The following is a 21,911-nucleotide window of genomic DNA, read 5'->3' as shown; positions in this document are numbered from 1 at the left end:
ATTGTTTATGTGGTTGAGTGAACCTTTCGCACAGGCGGGGCATGCCCCGCCTGTGCGGCGCGGCGACGGTAGCTCTGCACGTTCATCTCCAGAATGGTCGAGTGATGCACCAGCCGGTCGACGGCAGCCAGCGTCATGGCTGGCTCCACGAACACCTCGCCCCACTGCGAGAACGGGGTGTTGGCGGTGATGGCCAGACTCTTGCGTTCATAGCGTTCGGATATCAATTCAAACAGCACCGAAGTCTCGGCCTGGTCGCGCCGCACGTAGCTCAAATCGTCCAGAATCAGCAAGTCAAACCGGTCCAGCTTGGCCAGCTCCTGCGGTAGACGCAAATCACGCCGCGCCGCCTGCAAGCGTTGCACCAGGTCGGAGCAGCGTGTGAACAACACCCGTCGACCTGTATCAATCAAGGCATGCCCCAATGCACATACCAAATGGCTTTTGCCTACGCCGGGCGGCCCGAACAACAGAACGTTGGCGCCCCGGTCTATCCATTCGGTGCCCTCAGTCAACGCCATGACCTGTGCTTTGGACACACTGGGCACAGCGGTGAAGTCAAAGCTGGAGAGCCGTTTGTCCGGGCTCAGAGCGGACTCATTGCGGTGGCGGTCGATGCGCCGAGCCTCGCGCTCGTTGATTTCGTGTTCCAGTAAGGCCTCCAGCAACCGGTGTGCGGGCCAGCCCTCGGTGTCGCACTGTGCGCACAGGTCACCGGCCAACCGTTTGATGGTGGGCAGACGCAAATCCGTGAGCATCATGCCCAGACGGGGCGAAGTTGGAATAACTGTAGTTGTCGTTGTTGACGCTGTAATTGACGCCGTGCTCATAGGGCCACCTCAAACAGGTCGTCATAAACGGCCAGCGTTGGCAGTGTCACGACCACCTGTGGGACATCTCCTTTGGGCGGTGCCAGCAACTGAGTCAAGGCGTTGAGGTCCGGCAATTGGTCCAGCTCAATTAACTGCTCCAGTTCCTGGGCCAATTGGGCTTCATGCCCGTCAGCGGCCAGGACCAGCAGGCCCACCATTGTTTTGCAAGCTTCGCGTTCAGGCCTTTGGGCGGCCAGTCGCTCCCATGTCTGGCGATACACCGCACGAGGGAAGGCGGCATCGCGCAGCACCCAGCGGGCAAATGCACCAGGCTTGCGTTTCAAAGCACCCACCAAATGCCGGTAGTCGATTGCGCGCCCAACGCGCTGCCCCTGAGCAGGCCTTGCCCTTGGTAACTTGAGGACGCATTGGCCGCCCAGCCAGCACTCCACATGCTGGGCATACTGGCGCACCATCAGCCGGTGACCAATGAGCTGGCTCGGCACGCTGTATAGAACCCCCTTGAGGGTGAAGACGGCGTATTTGCTGACCCTGGCAGGAATCTCTTCAAACTCGGCGGTGCGGCGCACCGGCAAGGGTTTGAGCATGGCGCGCTCGGTGACCAGGAACTTGGCCGCACGCGCATTCATGCGTTGAACGATGGTATCGACAAACGTTTCGTAATCACTGCGCGCATCAAAGCTGCGACTGCCACGCAGACGCAATGCCTGGTCCAGTGCCGTCTTCAGGGAGTTGTTGCGTGATTCAATGGAGCCGTTCTCGTTGGATTGGCCCGGGTTGCAGCGTGTGGCACGCAGCCCGTAGTGGCTGCACAGGTCGGCGTAGCGCTGGGTGAGCGCCTCTTGTTCGGCCAGATTGTTGAATGCTGCCGACAGGCTGTCGGTGCGGTGTTCTTCGGGAACGCCGCCCAAGGCCCACAGAGCTGCCTGCAGTCCGGTGGACAGTGCCATGAAGCTCTCGCCGGAATCGATGACCGTGACGTGGCGCCAACCGGAATAGGCCAGTGCAAATTGATACAGGCGGTGGGCAAACACAGCGCCGTCAATCTCCACATTCAGGTCGTCGGCTACGGTGAAGTCCGACAGGCCTTGGCGCCCCGGTGGATGTTCCTGGGCAAAGTAGACCTCGCGCTCGCAACCAAACTTGGAACGCCATAGGCGTATGCGCCGCTGCAGGGTGCGCAGCACGCTGGTGTCCCAGCGGCCTGGATAGCGGCGCTGGAGTTCTTCAAGCAGGGTGACGGCATTGAGCCTGGCATCGGCTTGCAGCAGGGGCACGACCTCACTGTCCCAAACGGAACTCAGCGGGTCTTCCCGGGTACGCCAGTTTCGTGCGGGACGTTGCGAGGGCAGGCTTTGCGCGTCTTCGATGCGCCGGGCGCTTCTCTCACTGATGCCGGCTTTGGCGGCAGAAGCTGCCTGGCTGAGCTTGTTGCGGTGTTGCTTGTACTTGTGCACTTGGTGGTCCGTGATTCTCTTGCCGGGCATGCCGCCTACCTTCGATATCTGTTCGAAGGTCCAACGGTAGCCCCGCCTCCCGGACCCGCCCGGTGTCGGCCTCTACCCGGCCAACATAGTTGTCGTCAACCGGCCAGGGTAATTGTCGTCAACCAGATCTCCTTCGCAACGAAGTTTGAAATCCTCTTTTTAAGCTCAAGCCGTCTTGATTGAGTAGTCCCACATAGCATCTGACCGCAAATCATTTAAGTTGCCGGTAAGGGGACACCGGCCATCGAAAACAACCGCCGCGATACAGACGGCAGCAGCAGCCTGATTCCAGACTGTCGAATATTGGAACTGCCTGATCTAGATCGGACAATCAAGGCTACAGGTGTTGGTCAGCAATGCGCCTGCGATTTCGATGGGACCGCCACCCGCGCCCGGCCAGAAGCAGCCACTGAGAAAAGCCTCCTCCCGGATCCGGCCACCGAGTGCGAATGGGAAGTACGAGATTGGAACCGGATCGGCCTATTGGCGATTGGTGCGATGCGGTGTAGCAATACTTGCCATGCCAAATAGTCTGGCCTAATCTTGAAAGGTAAGATGCATCTGCGCGAGTGGACACGGCTGCATCAGAGATCAGTCTACAAACGCCGGCCACAAGAAAAGGACTCAAACTTCATGGCTTCAGTGAGCGCGCAAACACGGCAGACCCTAACGAGTATTTCTGGTCTCATCCAGGCGAACCTTGTGAGCCAGGCTTCCGTTGAAGTGACGAAGCTGATCCGACATCTCGGGCCGCAAGAACTGGTCCTCGCGTCTCACGACATCCGCAATGTGATTGAAGGATTTCAGAAGCAACGTCGTCGTGACCTGCGGGAAGAACTAGATCAGCGACTGGAAAATGTGGCTTCAGCGCCGAGGGTGAGCGATGGCACCACCGTCCGGAGTCAGGTGTCACCCGCTTCGACCGAGCACCTGCTCAGCACGCGTGTTGACGCGATGCTGCTAGAACTAGCAAACAATCACATCTTCAAATGGTCTCCCCACTACCGGGACGTAGTGCGATTCATCGTTGACAGCGCTCTGAACGAGTTTCCTGATTCGGGTTCCATCGAAGCTGAACTGACCTTGATCTCGGAGCGGTTCGCTGCCCACTCAAAGACAATCTTCGGCCGCGGCTATACGTTTCAGATTAGGCGGGGACTGACGCCCACAGTTGCTGAACTCAAATCGATCAGCGGACTTCAGGCATTTCTTGATTTGGTGGTGTCCGTCTACCTCGATAGACGCCAATCCGTACACTCTGCAACCGACGCGGCCATATTGTGGGGGCTTACCTCCGGGATGCTGTCGGGGATCACTGGCGGCTACGGTGCAGCCGACCTCGGCGGCGTGGCTGGGTGGCAGCTCCTCGCCAAGAACCCTCGAAGCTGGGTTCCACCGATTGGGTTCTGCCGAGGCGGGGATCTAATAGCGTTCTTCGAAGAGTTCCCAGCCTGTCATCGGGACGAAGACCTATTCCGCGCCCTCGCGGGCACACTGCTGGCTATCGACCGTCTGGCGCACAAGTTCTATGGCGATGACGTCCTTCTGCCTAGGCTGAGCCGCATGTCAGTCCAGTCGCCCGTACGCTTGGACATCACACTCGCAGCTAAACGAGGCACTCGGCGACAAGACCTTTTGGTGACCTGCTTCTGGCAAGGCAAGCTGCAATCGAATCAGCCACTCACGGCTGCTCAAGCACTTCACGCAGCCGTTGTGGTGGCAGCGCTGGATGATCGGGTCGCTCGCTGGGTTGAGCATGAAGCAGTTCCTGGCATCGTTAACACCGAGGGACACGCAGCAGAACTCCAGCAGATCCACCACCTTTCGGAGTTGATCTTTGCGTGCCTCGAGGCTCAAGAGATTCGGGATGACGCCTACGGCGCGCCGAGCGTGATAACACATAACTACGCGGGTGATTTCCCGCTCGATGACCCTGACTTCCGACGCCAGTTCCTGGTGCAGCGGCACAGTGTGAAGCTGCTGCTACAGGAGTTCGACGGCAACACCGGCATTCATCTGTGGTGCAGCGTGCGGCGCTCGGGCAAGACAACAGCCGCACAGGAGCTTGCGGACAGTAGCGGCGGCTCTGTTGTGGTAACGCAGACCATGGACCGAGTGCCGAGGTATCCCCTTCAGAACATCTTCGCGATTCGCGTCAGAGAGGCCTTCAAGGCTGCAAGCGACCTGCCGGACGACTTCTTCGCCAAGGTTGTCCGGGAGTGTGCGCTGGCAGCGACCGCGGTCGACTCCGGCGATAGCCGCATCGTCTTCATCATCGACGAGTACGAGTCCCTGTTCGAGTCGATCGACGCGTACTTACGCAACGACAGGGCATTGAAGGTGATGGTGGCTCTGCCATTGCTAAGCCAGATGGTGGACTTCGCGACTCGCAACCTCTTGATCTTCATGGGTCAACGACCGGACGCCTACTTGGTCTTGTCGGCTCAAAACCAACTCAGCCCGCTCGTTCGCCAACTTAGCTTCCCGCTGTTCGAGCACGTTGAGGGCGTGGCAGACTCCGAGTTCTCACAGCTCTTGCGTTATGTGCTCACGGAGAAGCTCCCGTTTGACACTTCCTTTGCCGCGGCCGTCTATGAAGAAACAAGCGGCCATCCCTACTTAACCGTCAACTTAATGGTGGACTTCTGCGACTATCTGATCGGTAACAGGTATCGTTTAAATGAAGCGGCGTTGAACAGGCAACAATTCGTCGATTTCACGCGGGACCGACTGGCCGTTGCGGCGTTGAAGCGCAGCCCACACTACGAGTTCTTCAACGGCCAAATGGCGGAGTACCTGAGCGAGCAGGCTCGCAGCGACGAGCCTTGGCTCTGTGCAATCGCGACTACCCTTCGGACGCTTGCCACGAAGCACCCCAAGAACTTCACCTGCGCGTTCAGCAGCTATGAGCAATGGGGTGCGCCAATCGGTGTAGTGGCGCGGATGACTGCGGCCCGCCTGCTCACGACCGGCGCGCAGGCTAACTTTCTCAAGGACACCGGTGGGCAGGTCTCAGCGGGCGTGCGTCTGCTCGCCCGCCTCGCCGGCGCTGCAGCTCCGAAGTTGAACTGATCATGCAGTACTCGTCGCAGCAGATCTTCCAACTCGTCCAAGCTGTTCCTTGGAAGCCCAACAGCTGCATCCGGATGTTTTGGGTGCGCTACGCTGAGGGCTCTCGCGATGAAATGGCCGAACGCCTTTGGACCTGGATCAACAAGGAAGCGGTCGTCCCTATGGTCCTCAGAACTGCCGGCTTCAAGGACACTAATGCGGTCTTGGCTGATGCGATGGAGCTGTTCGAGGCCAATCGAGTGCGCATTGAGCCTCTTGCGGCTGACGCCCCGGAGCGCATGACGTTCCTGATTTTGTCGAAAGAAGACTTCCGGCTGGTGAATGCCAGCTCGCCAATCGAGCTGCCCGACTGGTTCCCCGTGCTGCCGGCGAGGGCCACTTTCTTCTCAGTGAACGACTTGGGGCAGTCTGCCGAGATTAAACCCCTTAACTTCCCAGAAGCTCGGATGGACCACGTCGCCGAGATGCTGTTCGAGCTTGAGTCCGCGATTTGCGGCAAGCTCGGCGAGATCTATGCCAGCGATGCGGGACGAGTTGCGCTGTGTGTCGATGCCCTGCAACCCAGCACCCCTAAGTGCGTCGATGCACAGGACACGCTGCAGCTGTTCTCCGCACATCTTGATGCAGCAGCGGGCGATCCGCGCGCCTATCGCCCGAATGCCGCTCCCAGTTCCAAGTTCCTTGCAGCCCGCATCCTCAAGCTCGTGCTCGGACACCCACCCAAGCAGCTGGCCACCGCAGCGGAAGAACTGGGCCGGAATCTTCGCGGCTCGGGAGCTATCGCCCTAAAGCCAACCTTCTTCGCCGTCATGTGGCGGCCGGCAAACAAGATGTCGGTCGATGCTACCAACTGGCACGCCATTCTGGTCGCCTTCTTTCAGGCCTACCAGCTGATGAACGCACATGCGCATGCGGGCGAGTTCCCTGCCTATGCGGTCGCACTGCAGTACGCCAACTCTCTGAACCTCCGTCAATTCCCGCGCGATGCCAAGGGCTTCGTCGAGACGCTTCAATAGTGCGCTCCTCGCGGCATGCTGGTGGCTACACCTCTGTAGCAAACGTCCGACTGCGTGCCGACAGACTGCTCTGGAAGTTGACGGCTGACTGCTAGGGGTCGACAGTTCCAGTTGACACCCTCGGGCAGCGGACGTTCGGGTGGCGACAACGTGCAGGCGCGCCGGAAAGGTCCGCAGTACCTTGAAGCCGGCCATCGAATGCGGGAGACTGCTGGCGTCTGATGACCGCAATGTGGCCGAGACCGTGATTTCAGGGTGCCCCCATCACCGACTGGAAGCGCTGCGAACCAGCCACTCACGAATCTGTAACGAACGCCTGCCACGGGCCGGGTCCTGACGATAACAGTGACTGCTCGACTTGCCGGACCCGACCATTATGAAGAGCTCTCCACTATGGTCGACTGCGCCACTTCACCAGCCAAGCCCAACGGTCTGTTTGGCCCTCCAGTCCAGATATTCAGTTTTGGCGACTGGTAACAACCACTCCCTCTTTCATTGGTACGGCGGTACACGGTCTGAGGCCGCAGTATCGAGTTTTTCCGATAGTGTTTTGTCTACGACTTCAGTTGCTTGGAATAGCCGTCGTTCCCATAAAACCACAGCCTGAAAAATATTTATTTCCGACGTCGTTTATTCACCTCCCACACGCACCCATTTGCCGCTTCACTCTGGCGACCCGCAATAAGCGACGTCGTTTATTCAGCGGAAAAGCGCTGGTAATGCACTTGGTATTTTTGAACCTGGCAAAGACACTTGCATCCACAAAAATCTTCGGTATGCTGATTCCAATCGCTGCCAAATCCGCCATGAATTCAGCCGCCCACGCCCTCGCCAACCGCTGCCCCGCACAGCGGCAGATAAGCGTGCGCGCCATCGCCACGCGCATCAATTCCGCCAGCGCCACAGCGATGCCGGTGGGTAGCGAAGCCTCTCGAACTTAGAGACCGAAATGAAGCGCCTTTGCTACCCACCCATCCCACCCAACCCCCTCAGGGGTTCGTGTCAGCCGACCCGTTGCTCCAGATGATCTGACAACCGCGCTGACCGAGCTCCTGACAGACACAGGAGCCCGAGATGATCCGAGATCGCCAACAACAAGATGCCCCGCCGCCGGGCTACCGGCTGCATGCCCGCTACCTGGGCTTTAAAGCAAAAGGAACGGGCCTGGCGCCCGAGATCCTGCTGGACGAGCGCCTGGCCACCCAACTCGGCGAGGAGGCAAACCGCCTTCGCGAGCAGGAAATCGCCGAAAGAGCGGAACGCGAAGAGGCGGAGGAGCGTGCGCGCGATGCCAAGTACGAGGCCACGCAGGCCAATGCATTCGCCAGATCACGCAAGAAAGACGACATCGACTTTGACTTCGACAAGGAGCTCGAGCAGGCCATCGACCCCGTGCTTGGCGTCGACTACGACGTGAGGGCGCAGCACCCCGTGTACCCGGCCGCCCGGCTGGTGCACTGGATCCAGGGTTGCCTGACATCCACTCCAGACAAGGAGTGGTATCAGCGCGACCACAAGCTGTACCTCAAGCTCAAACAGCGCGGGCCGCTGCGCCGTGTGGCCGCACCTGAGGATCCCGTCGCTGCACTGGCCGCACTGCGCGAGTCCCAGCCGCACTTCGGTGCGGTCATCGATCTCGTGGCCGCCCAGCTCGCGCTGGGGGACAAGAGCGGGCGCGCCTTCTCGCTGCCGCCGATCCTGCTGGTGGGCGAGCCCGGCGTTGGCAAGACCCATTTCGCCTTCAAACTCGCCGACGCCCTGGGTACCGAAGTCCGCCGCCAGGCCTTCGACAACGACCAGACCGGCGCCGTCCTATTGGGCAGTGACCGCAAGTGGGGCAATACCACCTATGGCGTGGTATTCGACCAGGTGGTGCTGGGCCAGGTTGCCAACCCCATCATCGTGCTCGACGAGGTCGACAAGGCCCGGCGCGACTTCGCCGTGCAGGACCCGCTGGCCTCGCTGCTGACGCTGCTCGAGCCCGTCACGTCGAACTGCGTGCGCGACATCTCGACCAACTTCGAATTCGACGCCAGCCAGATCATCTGGATCGCTACTGCGAATGATGCCCGGCGCATCTCCGCGCCGCTGCGCTCGAGGTTTCGCGAGTTCCACATCGCCATGCCTACGCCCGAGCAGGCGCTGCAGATGGCCCCCGGCATCGTAAAAAGCGTCATCGAGAGCCTCGCGCTCGAAGGCTTCGAGCCGCCCGCGCGCGAGATCGTGGTGCGCGTGGCGCATCTCAGCCCGCGCGAGATCCGCCAGGCGATCGAGCCCGCGGTGGGCCACGCGCTGGCCAACGGCCGCTCGCATCTTCGGATCAGCGATCTGCCGAAAGAGCTGCAGGACGATGCCGCCGGCGCGGCGGGACGCCCGCAACTGCATTGACCTTTAGACCAAGGAACTTTCATGAACGCCAATCACGACCATCCATCCACGGTGCAGGCCCTCAAGGAGCGCTACCCGTACATGTTTGCCGGCACGAACATCGGCTTCGCGCTGTACCGCGGCTGGTTCGAGATGTTCGCGCGGCTGTGCGCCGACATCGATGCCGCCCTTTGCGAGAACAAGAGGAATTTTCATTGGGTGCAGATCAAGGAGAAGTTCGGCTCGTACCGGCTGTACTACAGCATGGAACGAGATCCCGATGACGTCTCGATCTCTTACGAGGTGGTGCCGGGGCCCGGCCATGTGGGTCTGCGCCCCAAGGCGAAACCGGCCCGCGCCAACGCACCAGCATCGCCGGCGCAGGTGATCCGCGAGCTGGTCAACCGGGCCGAGGACGCCACCACCAGTATGTGCATGGCCTGTGGCCAACCCGCCAAGGCCCATTCCTACAATGGGTACTACCTCACGCTGTGCAAGGAACACTCGCCCAATCGACGCTTGTCGCTCAGCAATCCGGTCTGGAAGAAGGTATGGCAGGCCACCAAGATGCCCGATGACCAGGAGGGCTCGTCATGATCGTGTTCCTCGACTTCGATGGCGTCACCCACCCCGAGCCTTGCGAAGTGGATGCCCTATTTGGAAGGTTGCCCCTGATCGAGGAGGTGCTGCGCGAGTTTGACGCGACGCGCATCGTGATCAGCAGTAGCTGGCGAGAGGTGCATCCGCTGGGCGAGCTGCTGGAGTTTTTCTCGAAGGACCTGGCCGAGCGCGTGATCGATGTGACCCCAGGGCTGGAACGCCTTGATAACGGCTGGTTGCCCGGCCAATCACGCCGCTTTGAGCGCCAACGCGAATGCGAGCACTGGATGCGGCAGAACCGTCCCTGGGACACGCCGTGGCTCGCCATCGACGACCGTGCGCACTGGTTCGAGCCGCAGTGCCGGCATTTGCTGCTGACCGACCACCGGCAGGGATTTGCGGTGGACGATGCCCCGCGCCTGCGCGCCATGATCGAGGAGAGACTGTGATGGCCCGCGATTTGATCGTGTTCCTGGACTTCGACGGCGTCACGCATCCTGATTTCCACGTTGTGGATGCGCTCTTTGGAAGGCTGCCTCTGATCGAGGGCGTGCTGCGCGAGTTTGATACGCCGCGCATCGTCATCAGCAGCAGCTGGCGCACGATCCATTCGCTGGGCGTGCTACGTGAGTTCTTCTCGGCCGACATGGCCTCTCGGGTAATCGACGTGACACCCGTCATGGAGGCACAGCGGTACAACGAGCGCTGGCTGCCCGTTTTATCGCAGCACTTCGATCGCCAATTGGAGTGCGAGGCCTGGCTGCAAAGGAACCGCCCCCGAGGCACACCCTGGCTGGCCCTCGATGACTGGCCCTACTGGTTCGAGCCGCAGTGCCCGCACTTGCTGCTCACGGACCCAAGCCAAGGCTTCCAGCCGACCGATGCCCCGCGCCTGCGCGCCATGATCGAGGGGAGACTGTGATGCGAGACATGGAGCAATTCGACCGGGACCATGAAAAAGCGCTGCGCCGCCTCTGGTTCCTCGGCGACGTGCATGCCGAGTTCAAGTACCTGGCCCGCGCGCTGCTGGCCGCGCCCGAGCCGCCGCGCTGGCTGGTGTTCCTGGGCGATGTGGACATCGACCACCAGCCCTTTCGGGAAATCCTGGCGCCGTTGCACCGCAGTTTCCCCGAGGTGCGGGTCGCCTTCATCCACGGCAACCACGATGCCGACACTTATGAGCATTGGGCCATGCTGCACGACTGCGGCGCTGCCATCCCGCTGCATGGCCGCGTGCTGGAGATGGACGGCGTGCGCGTGGCCGGTCTGGGCGGAGTGTTCCAGGGCCGCATCTGGTATCCGCCGGCCGAGCCGGTGTTTGCCAACAAGGACCAAGCCATGAAGAAGGGCCCGTACCCGTGGCGCGGTGGCCAGAGGCCGAGCCCGAAGCTGCACGGGGCCATCTACCCCGACGACGTGGCAAGCCTGGCGGCGCAGGACGCCGACATCCTGGTGACGCACGAGGCGCCTTCGTGCCACCCGCATGGCTTCGCGGCACTGGACGACCTGGCGCGTGCGCTGCGCGTGGTGCGCAGCTTCCACGGCCACCACCACGATGACCGCAGCGAGGCATACGCGCCGTTGCGCCCGGCCCTGGGCTTCGATCCCCGGGGCGTGGCGTACTGCGCCATCAAGAACGGCCTGGGCCAGCTGATCCATCCGGGAGAGGCGGGATGGTGAAGCTGCTCGTCCTGTCCGATCTGCACCTGGAGTTCTGCGCCTTCGCGCCCGACCCGGGGGCCGTCGCGGCCGCCGACATCGTGGTGCTGGCCGGCGACGTCCATCCCGGCGCCGACGGCATCATCTGGGCGCGCGCGACCTTCCCTGACAAACCCATCGTCTATGTGGCCGGCAATCACGAGTTCTACGACGGCGACTGGGAGGATACCCTGGCACTCCTGCGCCGCACCGCCCGCGAGCAAGACGTTCACTTCCTGGAGAACGACGCTGTGGAAATAGCGGGCCTGAGGTTCCTGGGCTGCACGCTGTGGACCGATTTCGCGTACCTTGGGGAGCATCGGCAGGAGGAGGCCATGCACGAGGCCGAGTGGGGCCTGGCCGACTACCGGGTCATCGGGGTGGCGGGGCGAGAGAAACGCTTGAGCCCCCAACTCTCGATCGAGCGTCACCTGGCCAGTCGCGCCTGGCTGACCACCGAACTGATGAAGGGTGATCCGAGCCGCACGGTGGTGGTGACGCACCACTACCCGCACCGGCGCTCCACCGCGCCGCAATTCGCCAGCGACATCCTGACCGCGGCGTTCGGCTCGCACCTGCCCCTGGAGCTGTTGCTGCGCGCAAGCCTGTGGATCCACGGGCACACGCACAGTTCGTGCGCCTACCGTCTCGGCGACTCTCGGCGCAACGTGAGGGTCGTATGCAATCCGCGCGGCTATCCCTATGGGTGGCTCACCAACGAGATGGAGAACGCCGAGTTCGATCCCGGCTTGCTAGTTTCGGCCGGCGTGCCAAGCATTTCTTGAGGACCCTATGAAACTGCAAATCGCTTCAGACCTCCACCTGGAATTTCTTCAAAAGCGCTGGCCGGGTGAGCGCGTCATCGCCCCCGCCACTGGCGCCGACCTGCTGGTGCTGGCCGGCGACATTGCCAATGGCACGCAGGCCATCGACTTGTTCGCCGATTGGCCCGTGCCGGTGCTGTACCTGGCCGGCAACCACGAGTTCTATGGCGAGTCGCTGCACAGCGTGCGTCAGGACCTCAGAAAGGCGGCCGCCGGCACCAATATCCACTTCCTGGACAACGACCGCCTGGAGTGGGGCGGCGTGCGCTTCCTGGGCTGCACTCTGTGGACCGACTATCGGCTGGACAACCGTTACCTGCAAAGCGATCTCATGGGCCGGTGTGAGCGGGCCCTGAATGATCACTGGTGCATCAAGATGCAGGAGGGCGCCTTCACAGCGGCGCGTGCGCTGCAGGAGCATGAGCAGTCCCGAGCCTGGCTGGAGCGGGAGTTGGCCCGGCCGTTTGCCGGACCCACGGTAGTGGTGACCCACCACGGTCCGCACCCGGGCTCGGTGCACCCGCGCTACAGGGGCGACGCGGTGAACGCGGCCTTCGTGAGCGACCTCTCCAGCCTGATGCCGGGCGTGGACCTGTGGCTGCACGGTCATGTGCATGACTCGTTCGACTACCGCGTGGGCGACTGCCGGGTCGTGGCGAATCCGCTGGGTTATGCGAGGAACCGCTCCAGCGCGGCCACGCCGGCGGAGCTCCAGTTCGAGAACCCGGACTTTGACGGCTCCCTGCTGCTGGAGGTCCCCTCATGAAGCTGCTGATCCTGTCCGACCTGCATGTGGAGATGCGTCCCTTCTCCCCGGTGACTGATGGCCGGCGCATCGACGCGTCGGCCGACGTGGTGGTGCTGGCCGGCGACATCCATGGCGGGGCGCGGGGACTGCGCTGGGCGCGTGAGACGTTTCCGCACAAACCCATCGTCTATGTCGCCGGGAATCACGAGTTCTACGACCAGCACTGGACGCAGCTGCTCGATCCGCTGCGCGAGATGGCGCGCCAGCACGACATCGAATTCCTGGAGGTCGACGGCGTGGATCTTGGAGGTGTGCGTTTCCTGGGCTGCAGCCTGTGGACGGATTTCGATCTGTTTGGCCAGGAGCGGCGCGGGATTGCGCAGCGCCTGGCTAGAGCCCGCATGAACGACTACCAGTGCATCCGGATCACCAAGACGGCCGAGTTCTACTGGGCACACTCGAAATACCTGATCCCGGAGCTCACCGTGCGTCGGCACCGCGCCAGCGTGGAGTGGCTGAAGGGAAAATTAGGGCATGGCGATCCCGCCAGGACCGTCGTGGTGACGCACCATGCGCCGCACCCCCATTCGATTCCCGAGCGCTTTCGGGAGGATCTGCTCTCGGCAGCCTATGCCTCGGACCTGAGCCATCTCATGGGGCGCGCCGCCCTGTGGATCCACGGGCATATCCATGATTCCGTGGACTACGAGGTGGCTGGGACTCGAGTGGTTTGCAATCCGCGCGGCTACCAGCACTGGAGCGAAAGGTTCGAGAACGGCTCGTTCGAGCCGGGGTTCATTGTGGAAATCTGAAGGAAAGGGATTCATCATGACCATGCCATCGGAGAGAACCCGGGCGCTGCGCTGGGCGGGGGAGTTCCTGCGGGAGGTTCGCTCCTCCAGCGAGGTTCCTGCGCCGCTGCGCGAGCAGGCCAGAGTCATCCTGCGGCACTACCCGAGCAGCGCTGACATCAAATCCGAGGCGGCGCACTTGCGCGCCCGCGACACCCTGGACAAGGGGCTGGGGCCGTGGATTGCGCCGGAATCGGACCTTGAGATTTGATATGGACACCCACCACCCCATTAACCCGGCGGTGCGCGCCCAGGTGCTGGAGCAGCTGGCGGATATCGAGCGCCGCGAGAACGTGCGCATCCTGTACGCCTGCGAGTCCGGCAGCCGCGGCTGGGGCTTTGCCTCGCCCGATTCGGACTATGACGTGCGCTTCATCTTCGTGCGACCGCTCAACCAGTACCTGCGGCTGTATCCGCCCCGCGATGTGATCGAGGAGACACCCGGGCCAGTGTTCGATGTCAATGGCTGGGACCTCAGGAAGGCCTTGCTGCTGCTGGCCAAGGGCAATGCCACCGTGGTCGAATGGCTGAGCTCATCCGTCGTCTACCGCGCGGAAACTGGCTTTCTGGCTGAAATGCACCATGCGGTGGCTTCGGTGCACCGGCCCGAGCGCCTGTTTCACCACTATCTGCACATGGCCCGGAGCAACTACCGGGAGTACCTGCAAGGAGAGATGGTGCGGGCCAAGAAGTACCTCTATGTACTGCGCCCGGTGCTGGCCGCCCTGTGGGTGATAGAGCGCAAGGATGCGCCGCCGATTGCATTCGAGACCCTGGTGGACGAGGTGGTGACCGATCTGGTGGTGAAGGCGGACATCGCCGGGCTGCTCGTGATGAAGCGGGCCGCGGGGGAGCAGGAGTACTTCCCGCGGCGGCCGGTGTTGAACCGGTTCCTGGAAGAGACGCTTTGACCCTGCCTCGATTTCACGTACAGCAAGAAGTTGAAAACTTCTAAGGTATGGAGAATCGAGATGCGAGATAAAAAATTGCCGAAGCGGCAGTACACGGATGAGTTCAAGATAGAGGCGATCAGGTTGGCGGAGTCGGTCGGAGGCCACCAAGCGGCACGCCGCCTCGGCGTGCCTGTAGCGACTCTGGGTAATTGGTCGCGGCGGCGCAGAGCTGCGGGCACACCGGCGCCCGAAGTCGCTGTGGCTGGCGCCGCAATGCCGACGCGTCGACCTGTGAGCGAATTGGAAGCCGAGAACAGCCGCCTGCGCAGGGAGCTTGCCGATGCGAAGCTGGATGTGGAAATCCTTCGAAAAGCGACGGCGTACTTTGCCAAGGGGTCGCGATGAAGTACGCCTGGATCGAGAATCATCGCGACGAGTACACGGTCAGCCGGCTATGCCGGGTGCTGTCGGTGTCGCGCACGGGGTACTGCCAGTGGCGCGTGCGACCGCCCAGCCCACGAGCACTGGCGAATGAGGCACTGGATGCCAAGGTGGCGGTCCTTCACCGCGACAGTCGCAGGAGCTACGGTCGAGCGCGCATCACGCAGCAACTGCACCAACAAGGCGAGTACGTGAGCGCCGAGCGAGTGCGCCGAAGTCTGCAACGGCAAGGGCTGCGTCCGGTGTACCGGCGGGCATATGTGGTGACCACTGACTCGGCCCATCGCCTGCCGCTGGCGCCTAACCTGCTGGATCGGCGCTTCGACGGCTGGCCGTCGAACAAGGCCTGGGTGGCAGACATCACCTACGTTGCCACCGGTGAGGGCTGGCTGTACCTGGCTGCGGTGATGGACCTGGCGAGCCGCCGCATCGTGGGCTGGTCGATGTCCGAGACGATCGATGCGAAGCTGGTGTGCGCGGCCTTGAGATCGGCGTACTGGCAACGCAAGCCTGAGCCGGGGTTGCTCGTGCACACGGATCGTGGCAGCCAGTACGCCAGTCACGAGTACCGCCACCTGACAGCGCAGTTCGGTATTACGATGTCGATGAGCAGGAAGGGCAACGCCTGGGACAACGCGGCCATGGAGAGCTTCTTCAAGACGCTGAAGGTCGAGCGCATCTACCAGGTACGCTACGACACGCGAGCGCAGGCTCGCCTGGACATCGTCGACTGGATCGAGGGCTTCTACAACCGGGTACGAATTCACTCCGCAAATGGATACCTGGCCCCTGTCGTCATGGAGAGCAGCCTAATGGCTGCATGACTTGCTGTACGTGGAAACGAGGCAGGGTCACTTGCCCGGCTCGATGAGGTTGGCATGCCGGCGGCGGGCGGGGTTGATCTCAATGTGCTGGAGTCTGTATTTCTTGGGTTCGTGAAGGCTTCGCAATTCCTTCGCGATGGCGCTGGCAGGGCCGACCTTTCGCGCACCGATCGCGAGCCCATCAGTGACGCTCTCCAGCTCGAAACTCTGACACTCTACTGCGCAGGGAAAATCTCAGGCTCCGAGACCGAGGCAAGCCTGGGCTGCGATACGCGCGGACTGATTGCCTTGGTGGCGCGGCACGGGCTCAAGCTCCCGCACGTGCCGCAGGAGGTGGCGGAGAAGATGGCTCGCGAGGCGCTTGAACTACTCGGGCTGGCGCCTTGACATGACAAAAGGGCATCATTGCACTGAAGTTGAGGAAACAGAAATGCAAAGGGCTTCTGCTGTATTCACCGATGAGCATGCGTTCTTTGCTCGTGGCCGCCGTCTGGCGGCCCTGGCGGATGCCGGCAAGCCGATTCCCGAGACCAAAGGCACCATTGCACTGGACGCGGATGGGGTGCTTCTGGACTACAACCTGGCCTATGCCCACGCTTGGGAGCGCGCGTTCGGCGTCGAGACAAATAGAGAAGGGCGGCCACGAGGCCGCCCCTCTTTTGAGACTGCCCGTTACACTACAGTGCTTGCGAGAAGTCCAGCGCGTTGGTCAGGTCACCCATTGGCTTATTGCCGTTGTTGGCTAGAGCACGGTCGCGCTCCTTCAGGCCCGGTAGTTGCGGCAGGGCAAAACGGTGCGTGATCAGGCGCAGGACCGAGGCCGTGTCGTACTGCGTGTGGTCGACGAAGCCCTTCTTGGCGAACGGCGACACGATGATCGCCGGGATACGCGTGCCCGGACCCCAGCGGTCGGCCTTCGGCACAGCAGCGTGGTCGTAGAAGCCGCCGTTTTCGTCATACGTCACGACGATCACCATGTTTTTCCACTGCGGACTTTGCTGCAGTTTGGCGATCACGTTGGCAATGTGGGCATCGCCGTCGGCTACGCTGGCGTAGCCCGGGTGCTGGTTCAGGTTGCCCTGCGGCTTGTAGAAGGTCACGGCGGGCAGCTTGCCTGAGGCCGCATCCTGCAGGAACGAGGCGTCGTAGTCCTTCAGGTGAGCGGCACGCTCAGCCGCGCCGGTGGCGGTGGCGGGGTCGAAGCGGCTGAAGTAGTTGAACGCCTGGTGGTGCGGCTGGAACTGCGTCGTACCGCCGTAGATGACGCTGCGGTCGGTCTGGGCGGCATTCCAGGCGCCGGCGTACCAGGCCCAGTCGATATGACGGGCGCTCAGCAGGTCACCGATGGTGGTCTGCGATTGCGTCGGCATGGTCGAGGGCTTGGAGGGATCGGCGTCGGCCGCGTTGCCACCGGTCGCGGGCGGGTTGCCGCTTGGCTGATACGGTGGCTGCATCGTGTTGACCGCGTAGAACATGCCCGAGGCATCCTTCGGGGTGATCGCGCCGTCGTTCAGATAGGTGGCCGGGCCGCTCAGCGCCGAGGTCTGGCTGTTGGCGGCCGGCGTCAGGCGGATGAAGTTACCGTCGGCATCGGTGTCGATGGCTGCGATCTTGCCCTTGGCGACCGAGGTGTCGGCGTTCGGGTATTTCGGGACACAGGCGCAGACCAGGTACTGGTGGTTCAGGAACGAACCACCGAACGTGCCCATGAAGAAGTTGTCGGCCAGCACGTATTGCTTGGCGATGTTCCACATGGTCATCTTGCTGCCGTCGTAGTAGCCCATCGACAGGCCGCCGGCATCCGAGTAGGCGGGGAACTTGTCGTTCTTGCCGCCGTTGATCTGCATCTGGTTGTTGTAGAAGCGGTGCACCAGATCGGTGGTGACCACGGTCTGCGGCACGACCACGCCAGTGCCGTTGACGCCCTTCGGATCGTCGATCTGGAACGGCTTGTTGGGCCAGTTGGCTGTTTGCGCCTGTGTGACGGTGACGCTCTGGCCGGGGGCGGTCAGGCCACCCCAGGTCTGCGGCAGCACCGGCAGCACGGAGCCGTCGAAGTCCTTCTGCGGCACAGCGGTGCCTTTCGAGGCCGGGTTCACGCCCGGAACGCCGTCGGCGCCCGGGAACAGGCCGTACAGGTTGTCGAAGCCGCGGTTTTCCGCGTAGATCACGACGATGTTCTTGATGTTCTTGATGTTCTTCGCTAGGGCTGCATGCTTGCGGACGCGCTCGCGGAGACCCTTGTTGAAATCGGCGTCATTGACCTTCGCATCGGCAATCAGGGCGATGACTTCGCCGATTTCCGCCTTCAGCACTTCCTTGATGGCCGGATCGCTTTCCTTGTTGTGGTCGGCCAGCAGCTTGTCCTCCGCCACACCCAGGCGTTGCGCCAGCGCGGTCTTGGCGGCGGCGAGGTCGCCGCCATTGTCGTCCATCTGGACAGCCAGTTCGGTCGAGATGGCGCTGACGATGGCGTTGGCGCCAGCCGGTGCGCGGAACACCAGCGGCTGCGTGACGACGTCATGCGCGCCGGTGTCGGGATCATTGCGGAAGGCATCCGTGCCGACTTCCACCACGACGTTACCCTGGCCGGGCAGCGTGTAGGCACCCTTGGCGTCAGTGAAGGTGCTCGCTTCGCCGGCGTCGCACTTGCCGTTGCTGTTGGCGTCGATACAGACCTTGGCGTGCTCGAAGTAGCTGCCAGTCACGACACCCGAGGTGGACCCGCTCGAGGCGGTACTGGAACTGCCGCCACAGGCAGTCAGGCTGGCCGCGACTAGCGCGGTCAGCGGAAGAAGACAGAATGCTCGGCTCATGATTTTCCTGAAATGTTGTGAAAGAGAGGACGAGGGCGAGCGCGATTCTCTGCTGCCTGTATGACCAGTTGATGACGAAGACGCGCGCGCGGTGCCAAATTCGGTTGCGCGCATGACGACGGCTTGACGACACAAAAGTGTCACGACCGGCGTGCTACCTTGCTAAGCTTTCATCATCCCGTCCGTTGCCGATGCGCCATCGTCTCCCGCCTGCCACCACTGTCCGCGTGATTGCCGTCTTGGCGCTCGCGCTTGCCGGGCTGGCCGCATGCGGGCGCGACGAACCCTTGGAGGCGCAGGCCGCGACGCCGGCGCCTGCTACTCCGGCTGCGGACAATTCGCAGGCAACTGCTGCCCCAGCCTATGAAAAGGCCTTCTACGCGATGATGGTGACGCGCCGGCCTTCGGTGCCGGCCATGGCGGCGCTCGGCAAGGCGCTGTTTTTCGATCCGGCGCTGTCCGCCTCCGGCAAGCTGGCCTGCGCAAGCTGCCACAGCCCGACACACGCCTACGGCCCGCCCAACGACCTGTCTGTGCAGGTGGGTGGCCCGGAGATGAACAGGACCGGTGCGCGTGCAGCACCGTCGCTTCGCTATCTCCAGAAAGTGCCGCCGTTCTCCGAGCACTTCAACGAGAACGACGGCAACGATTCTGAAGACCAGGGCCCGACCGGTGGCTACACTTGGGACGGCCGCGCGTCGTCCACGCACGACCAGGCGCGCATCCCGCTCCTGTCCGCACACGAAATGGCCAATGGAGACCCGGCCGCGGTGGTCGCCAAGCTGCGCAGCGGCCGCCGCGCGCAGACGTTCCGCCAGGTGTTCGGCAACGACATCCTCGATAACGAAGACACCGCTTTTCGAGCCGTGCTGATGGTGCTGGAGGTGTTTCAGCAGACGCCGTCCGAGTTCTACCCGTACAACAGCAAGTACGACGCTTTCCTGCGAAAGCAAGCCAAGCTGACGCCGCAGGAAATGCGCGGGTTGCGGTTGTTCGTCGATCCCAATAAGGGCAATTGCGCGGCGTGTCATACCAGTGTCATCAAGCAAGATGGCGCTTTCCCGGCGTTCACGGACTTCGGCCATATCGCCGTGGGCGTGCCGCGCAACCGCAAAGTGGCCGCCAATGCCGACCCGGCCTTCTTCGACCTGGGCCTGTGCGGCCCGGACCGGATCGACTTCAAGAACCGCCCCGAATACTGCGGCCTGTTCCGCACGCCCTCGCTGCGCAACGTGGCGCTGCGCAAGGCCTTCTTCCACAACGGCGCGATCCACTCGCTGGAGGATGCCGTGCGCTTCTATGCCCAGCGCGACACGCAGCCGCAGAAGTGGTATCCACGCAAGCCTGACGGCACCGTCGACAAGTTCGACGACTTGCCGCCGCAGTACCGCGTCAACGTCAATATGGAGAAGCCCTTCGGCGGCAAGCCCGGCGACAAGCCCGTGCTCTCCGACGCTGACGTCCGCGACATCGTTGCCTTCCTCAAGACGCTGACCGACGGCTACCGCCCGAACGCCTCGCTCGCCAAACGCTGACTACATGCAGGCTGCAGCGCCAGCGGATGCGAGCGCATGCCTGCGCAAGCTCTGGCCCAGCGCCGCACAGTCAAACACAATCTCCTCGTCTTCGGCTAGATGGAGCCGAAGCCAGTGTAATTGTCGATGCCGCGCGGGGGCGCAGGGGTCGCCATGACCAACAGCGTTTCGGTGATTGCACGCAGCTGCATGCTGGCCGACGCGCTCACCAAGGTTGTCGTACTCAAGAGGCGGATTCCTTGCCGCATTGCCAGACATGCGCAGGCCAGGATCGTGGCGCTATGGCGACCCATCACATGTTCAGTATCCGGTTGCCTAAGGCGCAGCGCCGGGCTAGGTATCTGGCGTTGATCTCGGTGGCGGCCTGCAGCATGGTCTGGAGTGTGCTGCACGATGTCCTGCAATGGGATGGGATGCTTGCGGAGCGCCGCTTGCGGATCACATGGCATCGCGGCGGCGGCATTGGTCATCGTTGGGGGTCTGCTGCCGTTGCATATCCGCCTGGGGTGGCGGGTTTGACGCAATCTGGCGTCCGGCATCCTCGCATTGACGGTCATGGCTCTGTTGGCAGGAACCGGGCTGTTTCAATATTACGGTGGCGAGGAATGGCGCGATTGGGGGCGATGGATGCACATCGGCGGAGGCCTTGTTGCCGCTCTTGCCGTCCCGATTCATGTCTGGCTTGGACGCAGCAGGCTTGCACGCTCAGCCGCATCCGTCGTAGCATCTACGCACAGTGCGTAAACTGACCGCCCAACGGCGTGACGTGAGTGACGAACGTTGATACGCCAGCGGCGCGGCGATGCAAACCGGCTGGGCATCGCCGTGCAGTTGTGCTTGCCGCGCCTTCCAGATCAATGGCTGCTGTCCGATACCACGGTGCCGGTGTCCTTGTTGCCGCCGATCGGACGGCACTGCGCACCAATTCGGCATGCTGGTCGCAGTATGCCGAGCGCGAGGAAACCCGGAGGGAACATCTGCTTGAACTGCGCGCTTACCTGGGGTTGGAACCGTTCGGTCTGGCGCGCTACCATCAGGCCGTTCATGCCACCAGCGAACTGGCCTAGCAGACTGATAAGGGCATTGTGCATGCGGCCAGCGTCCTTGATGCGCTGCGCCACGGGCACATCATCCTTCCGACATTGGACGTCATTGAGCGCCTGGCCAAGAGTGTGCCGACAGCGCCGGGACGATTCACCGAAAGGGCCGATCAACCCTTTTCGGGTTGTTCAATCGGCGACTCGCGGTCATCAGCACCATCATGTCCCGTCTTAGGCGCAGATAGCCAGCGTGAGCAGGTTTAGTCTTGGTCGTCGTGATCGTCCCAATCCCGACGGTCGTAATGGCGATAGCCGTAGCCTGGTCCGTAATAGACCGGCGTTGGCGGTCCGTAGTACACAGGTGCGGGGCGGTAATAGACCGGCGGCGGACGGTAGTACACGCGCGGTGCAGGTTGATAGTAGACCGGTGGGGGGGCCGCGTAGACGGGCGCCGGCATGTAGTACACCGGGGGATTGAGCACGCCGACCGCGACGCCCGGGACGCTAACGCCAACGGACCAATTCACCTCGGCATTGGCCGAAGCGACAGTGAAGAGGGCACCGACTGCCACGGTACCTGCGGCAGCCCATTTGACCAAAGTAGAACGATTGGGGCTCACAGTGGGTCTCCGAAAGAAGGGCGAAAACCGCCCATGCCAGCACTCAACGCTCGACCCGTGAATGAGGTGCACCCAAAATTGGGAAGAGCGTTGCTAAATGTCACAGCTCCCGAGGCCTTTCAGATGCTTATCGAGGCGAGTCTGGAACAGACCCGGCATCCTCATGCGCGGCGGCGTTGCCTTAAGACTGCATATCGAAGGGCTGCCTTCTAAATTGCGAAGCCGCAACGACCGGAAACATCTCAA

The 21,911-nt window shown here is 62.3% G+C and carries 21 protein-coding genes and 2 pseudogenes; 18 read left to right on the top strand and 5 right to left on the bottom strand.

Going from position 1 to position 21,911, the window contains the following annotated elements:
• Positions 1 to 5: 5 nt before the first annotated feature.
• Together istB and istA are read right to left on the bottom strand one after the other, a co-directional pair.
• The gene (istB, locus tag EUB48_RS03545) at positions 6 to 830 is read right to left on the bottom strand and encodes an IS21-like element helper ATPase IstB (protein ID WP_142817646.1); all 825 of its coding nucleotides are present in this window, start codon (positions 828 to 830) and stop codon (positions 6 to 8) included.
• On the bottom strand, positions 827 to 2,320 hold the full coding sequence (gene istA / locus EUB48_RS03540; RefSeq protein ID WP_142817645.1) for an IS21 family transposase: 1,494 nt from the start codon (positions 2,318 to 2,320) through the stop codon (positions 827 to 829). Before istA ends, istB begins: the two co-directional genes overlap by 4 nt.
• A 555-nt stretch (positions 2,321 to 2,875) precedes the next feature.
• Here istA and EUB48_RS03535 point away from each other — a divergent pair.
• From EUB48_RS03535 to EUB48_RS21585, 16 genes and pseudogenes are all read left to right on the top strand, one after another.
• On the top strand, positions 2,876 to 5,392 hold the full coding sequence (locus EUB48_RS03535; protein WP_142817644.1) for a hypothetical protein: 2,517 nt from the start codon (positions 2,876 to 2,878) through the stop codon (positions 5,390 to 5,392).
• Between the two features lie 2 nt (positions 5,393 to 5,394).
• Positions 5,395 to 6,408: a hypothetical protein gene (locus tag EUB48_RS03530; RefSeq protein WP_142817643.1), complete on the top strand. Its 1,014-nt coding sequence runs from the start codon at positions 5,395 to 5,397 to the stop codon at positions 6,406 to 6,408.
• 566 nt (positions 6,409 to 6,974) lie between these two features.
• Positions 6,975 to 7,349, top strand: a complete 375-nt coding sequence (locus EUB48_RS03525) for a hypothetical protein (protein WP_142817642.1) — start codon at positions 6,975 to 6,977, stop codon at positions 7,347 to 7,349.
• A gap of 133 nt (positions 7,350 to 7,482) precedes the next feature.
• Positions 7,483 to 8,796 (top strand): AAA family ATPase, encoded by a 1,314-nt coding sequence (locus EUB48_RS03520; protein ID WP_142817641.1) that lies wholly within the window; start codon positions 7,483 to 7,485, stop codon positions 8,794 to 8,796.
• A gap of 21 nt (positions 8,797 to 8,817) precedes the next feature.
• On the top strand, positions 8,818 to 9,372 hold the full coding sequence (locus EUB48_RS03515; RefSeq protein ID WP_142817640.1) for a hypothetical protein: 555 nt from the start codon (positions 8,818 to 8,820) through the stop codon (positions 9,370 to 9,372).
• The gene (locus EUB48_RS03510) at positions 9,369 to 9,824 is read left to right on the top strand and encodes an HAD domain-containing protein (protein ID WP_142817639.1); all 456 of its coding nucleotides are present in this window, start codon (positions 9,369 to 9,371) and stop codon (positions 9,822 to 9,824) included. The genes EUB48_RS03515 and EUB48_RS03510 overlap by 4 nt, the downstream gene beginning before the upstream one ends.
• Entirely contained in the window at positions 9,824 to 10,297 is a 474-nt protein-coding gene (locus tag EUB48_RS03505) for an HAD domain-containing protein (protein WP_142817638.1), read from the top strand. The genes EUB48_RS03510 and EUB48_RS03505 overlap by 1 nt, the downstream gene beginning before the upstream one ends.
• Complete coding sequence (locus EUB48_RS03500; protein WP_142817637.1) at positions 10,297 to 11,055, top strand: metallophosphoesterase family protein; 759 nt, start codon at positions 10,297 to 10,299, stop codon at positions 11,053 to 11,055. Before EUB48_RS03505 ends, EUB48_RS03500 begins: the two co-directional genes overlap by 1 nt.
• On the top strand, positions 11,049 to 11,858 hold the full coding sequence (locus EUB48_RS03495; protein ID WP_244618317.1) for a metallophosphoesterase: 810 nt from the start codon (positions 11,049 to 11,051) through the stop codon (positions 11,856 to 11,858). The genes EUB48_RS03500 and EUB48_RS03495 overlap by 7 nt, the downstream gene beginning before the upstream one ends.
• A gap of 7 nt (positions 11,859 to 11,865) precedes the next feature.
• Positions 11,866 to 12,663, top strand: coding sequence for a metallophosphoesterase (locus EUB48_RS03490; protein ID WP_142817636.1), 798 nt, complete (start codon positions 11,866 to 11,868; stop codon positions 12,661 to 12,663).
• Positions 12,660 to 13,457 (top strand): metallophosphoesterase, encoded by a 798-nt coding sequence (locus EUB48_RS03485; RefSeq protein ID WP_142817635.1) that lies wholly within the window; start codon positions 12,660 to 12,662, stop codon positions 13,455 to 13,457. Before EUB48_RS03490 ends, EUB48_RS03485 begins: the two co-directional genes overlap by 4 nt.
• A gap of 16 nt (positions 13,458 to 13,473) precedes the next feature.
• A complete protein-coding gene (locus EUB48_RS03480) occupies positions 13,474 to 13,707 on the top strand; it encodes a BPSL0761 family protein (RefSeq protein ID WP_142817634.1) in 234 nt (77 codons plus the stop codon).
• A gap of 1 nt (position 13,708) precedes the next feature.
• The gene (locus EUB48_RS03475; RefSeq protein ID WP_142817633.1) at positions 13,709 to 14,407 is read left to right on the top strand and encodes a nucleotidyltransferase domain-containing protein; all 699 of its coding nucleotides are present in this window, start codon (positions 13,709 to 13,711) and stop codon (positions 14,405 to 14,407) included.
• 60 nt (positions 14,408 to 14,467) lie between these two features.
• Positions 14,468 to 15,654 (top strand): IS3 family transposase gene (locus EUB48_RS03470; RefSeq protein ID WP_142817632.1). Its coding sequence is split into 2 segments (ribosomal slippage): positions 14,468 to 14,762 and positions 14,762 to 15,654, totalling 1,188 coding nucleotides; the frame shifts between segments, so codons are not numbered across the junction.
• Between the two features lie 54 nt (positions 15,655 to 15,708).
• The gene (locus tag EUB48_RS03465; protein WP_142817631.1) at positions 15,709 to 16,041 is read left to right on the top strand and encodes a hypothetical protein; all 333 of its coding nucleotides are present in this window, start codon (positions 15,709 to 15,711) and stop codon (positions 16,039 to 16,041) included.
• Positions 16,042 to 16,174: 133 nt separating this feature from the next.
• A pseudogene (locus tag EUB48_RS21585) lies at positions 16,175 to 16,270 on the top strand (HAD family hydrolase); the annotation flags it as partial.
• Positions 16,271 to 16,331: 61 nt separating this feature from the next.
• On the opposite strand, the gene acpA reads toward EUB48_RS21585, so the two are convergent.
• Entirely contained in the window at positions 16,332 to 18,470 is a 2,139-nt protein-coding gene (gene acpA / locus EUB48_RS03455) for an acid phosphatase (protein ID WP_142817630.1), read from the bottom strand.
• Between the two features lie 191 nt (positions 18,471 to 18,661).
• On the opposite strand from acpA, the gene EUB48_RS03450 reads away from it, so the two are divergent.
• Positions 18,662 to 20,005 (top strand): cytochrome-c peroxidase, encoded by a 1,344-nt coding sequence (locus tag EUB48_RS03450; RefSeq protein WP_142821070.1) that lies wholly within the window; start codon positions 18,662 to 18,664, stop codon positions 20,003 to 20,005.
• Between the two features lie 95 nt (positions 20,006 to 20,100).
• Here EUB48_RS03450 and EUB48_RS03445 read toward each other — a convergent pair whose 3' ends face one another.
• On the bottom strand, positions 20,101 to 20,475 hold the full coding sequence (locus EUB48_RS03445; RefSeq protein WP_142817629.1) for a hypothetical protein: 375 nt from the start codon (positions 20,473 to 20,475) through the stop codon (positions 20,101 to 20,103).
• Between the two features lie 307 nt (positions 20,476 to 20,782).
• Between EUB48_RS03445 and EUB48_RS03440 the strand changes: the two are divergent.
• Positions 20,783 to 21,228: pseudogene (locus tag EUB48_RS03440) on the top strand (DUF4158 domain-containing protein); the annotation flags it as partial.
• A 77-nt stretch (positions 21,229 to 21,305) separates the two neighbouring features.
• Here EUB48_RS03440 and EUB48_RS03435 read toward each other — a convergent pair.
• Complete coding sequence (locus EUB48_RS03435) at positions 21,306 to 21,665, bottom strand: hypothetical protein (protein ID WP_142817628.1); 360 nt, start codon at positions 21,663 to 21,665, stop codon at positions 21,306 to 21,308.
• Between the last annotated feature and the right edge of the window lie 246 nt (positions 21,666 to 21,911).

It is taken from the genome of Rhodoferax sediminis (assembly GCF_006970865.1).
In the GTDB taxonomy this organism is placed as follows: Bacteria; Pseudomonadota; Gammaproteobacteria; order Burkholderiales; family Burkholderiaceae_C; genus Rhodoferax_A; species Rhodoferax_A sediminis.
Note: the sequence above shows the minus strand (reverse complement) of the source record. Positions and strands in the feature narration are given on the sequence as shown.

Excerpts from the sequence above, each read along its gene's own strand:
- EUB48_RS03480 (WP_142817634.1), top strand. The coding sequence starts at position 13,474 with ATGACCATGCCATCGGAGAGAACCCGGGCGCTGCGCTGGGCGGGGGAG.
- EUB48_RS03515 (WP_142817640.1), top strand. The coding sequence starts at position 8,818 with ATGAACGCCAATCACGACCATCCATCCACGGTGCAGGCCCTCAAGGAG.
- EUB48_RS03520 (WP_142817641.1), top strand. The coding sequence starts at position 7,483 with ATGATCCGAGATCGCCAACAACAAGATGCCCCGCCGCCGGGCTACCGG.
- istB (WP_142817646.1), bottom strand. The coding sequence starts at position 830 with ATGAGCACGGCGTCAATTACAGCGTCAACAACGACAACTACAGTTATT.
- EUB48_RS03465 (WP_142817631.1), top strand. The coding sequence starts at position 15,709 with ATGCCGGCGGCGGGCGGGGTTGATCTCAATGTGCTGGAGTCTGTATTT.
- EUB48_RS03485 (WP_142817635.1), top strand. The coding sequence starts at position 12,660 with ATGAAGCTGCTGATCCTGTCCGACCTGCATGTGGAGATGCGTCCCTTC.
- EUB48_RS03495 (WP_244618317.1), top strand. The coding sequence starts at position 11,049 with ATGGTGAAGCTGCTCGTCCTGTCCGATCTGCACCTGGAGTTCTGCGCC.
- EUB48_RS03500 (WP_142817637.1), top strand. The coding sequence starts at position 10,297 with ATGCGAGACATGGAGCAATTCGACCGGGACCATGAAAAAGCGCTGCGC.
- istA (WP_142817645.1), bottom strand. The coding sequence starts at position 2,320 with ATGCCCGGCAAGAGAATCACGGACCACCAAGTGCACAAGTACAAGCAA.
- EUB48_RS03445 (WP_142817629.1), bottom strand. The coding sequence starts at position 20,475 with ATGACCAATGCCGCCGCCGCGATGCCATGTGATCCGCAAGCGGCGCTC.
- EUB48_RS03505 (WP_142817638.1), top strand. The coding sequence starts at position 9,824 with ATGGCCCGCGATTTGATCGTGTTCCTGGACTTCGACGGCGTCACGCAT.
- EUB48_RS03475 (WP_142817633.1), top strand. The coding sequence starts at position 13,709 with ATGGACACCCACCACCCCATTAACCCGGCGGTGCGCGCCCAGGTGCTG.
- EUB48_RS03535 (WP_142817644.1), top strand. The coding sequence starts at position 2,876 with ATGCATCTGCGCGAGTGGACACGGCTGCATCAGAGATCAGTCTACAAA.
- EUB48_RS03450 (WP_142821070.1), top strand. The coding sequence starts at position 18,662 with ATGCGCCATCGTCTCCCGCCTGCCACCACTGTCCGCGTGATTGCCGTC.
- acpA (WP_142817630.1), bottom strand. The coding sequence starts at position 18,470 with ATGAGCCGAGCATTCTGTCTTCTTCCGCTGACCGCGCTAGTCGCGGCC.
- EUB48_RS03530 (WP_142817643.1), top strand. The coding sequence starts at position 5,395 with ATGCAGTACTCGTCGCAGCAGATCTTCCAACTCGTCCAAGCTGTTCCT.
- EUB48_RS03490 (WP_142817636.1), top strand. The coding sequence starts at position 11,866 with ATGAAACTGCAAATCGCTTCAGACCTCCACCTGGAATTTCTTCAAAAG.
- EUB48_RS03510 (WP_142817639.1), top strand. The coding sequence starts at position 9,369 with ATGATCGTGTTCCTCGACTTCGATGGCGTCACCCACCCCGAGCCTTGC.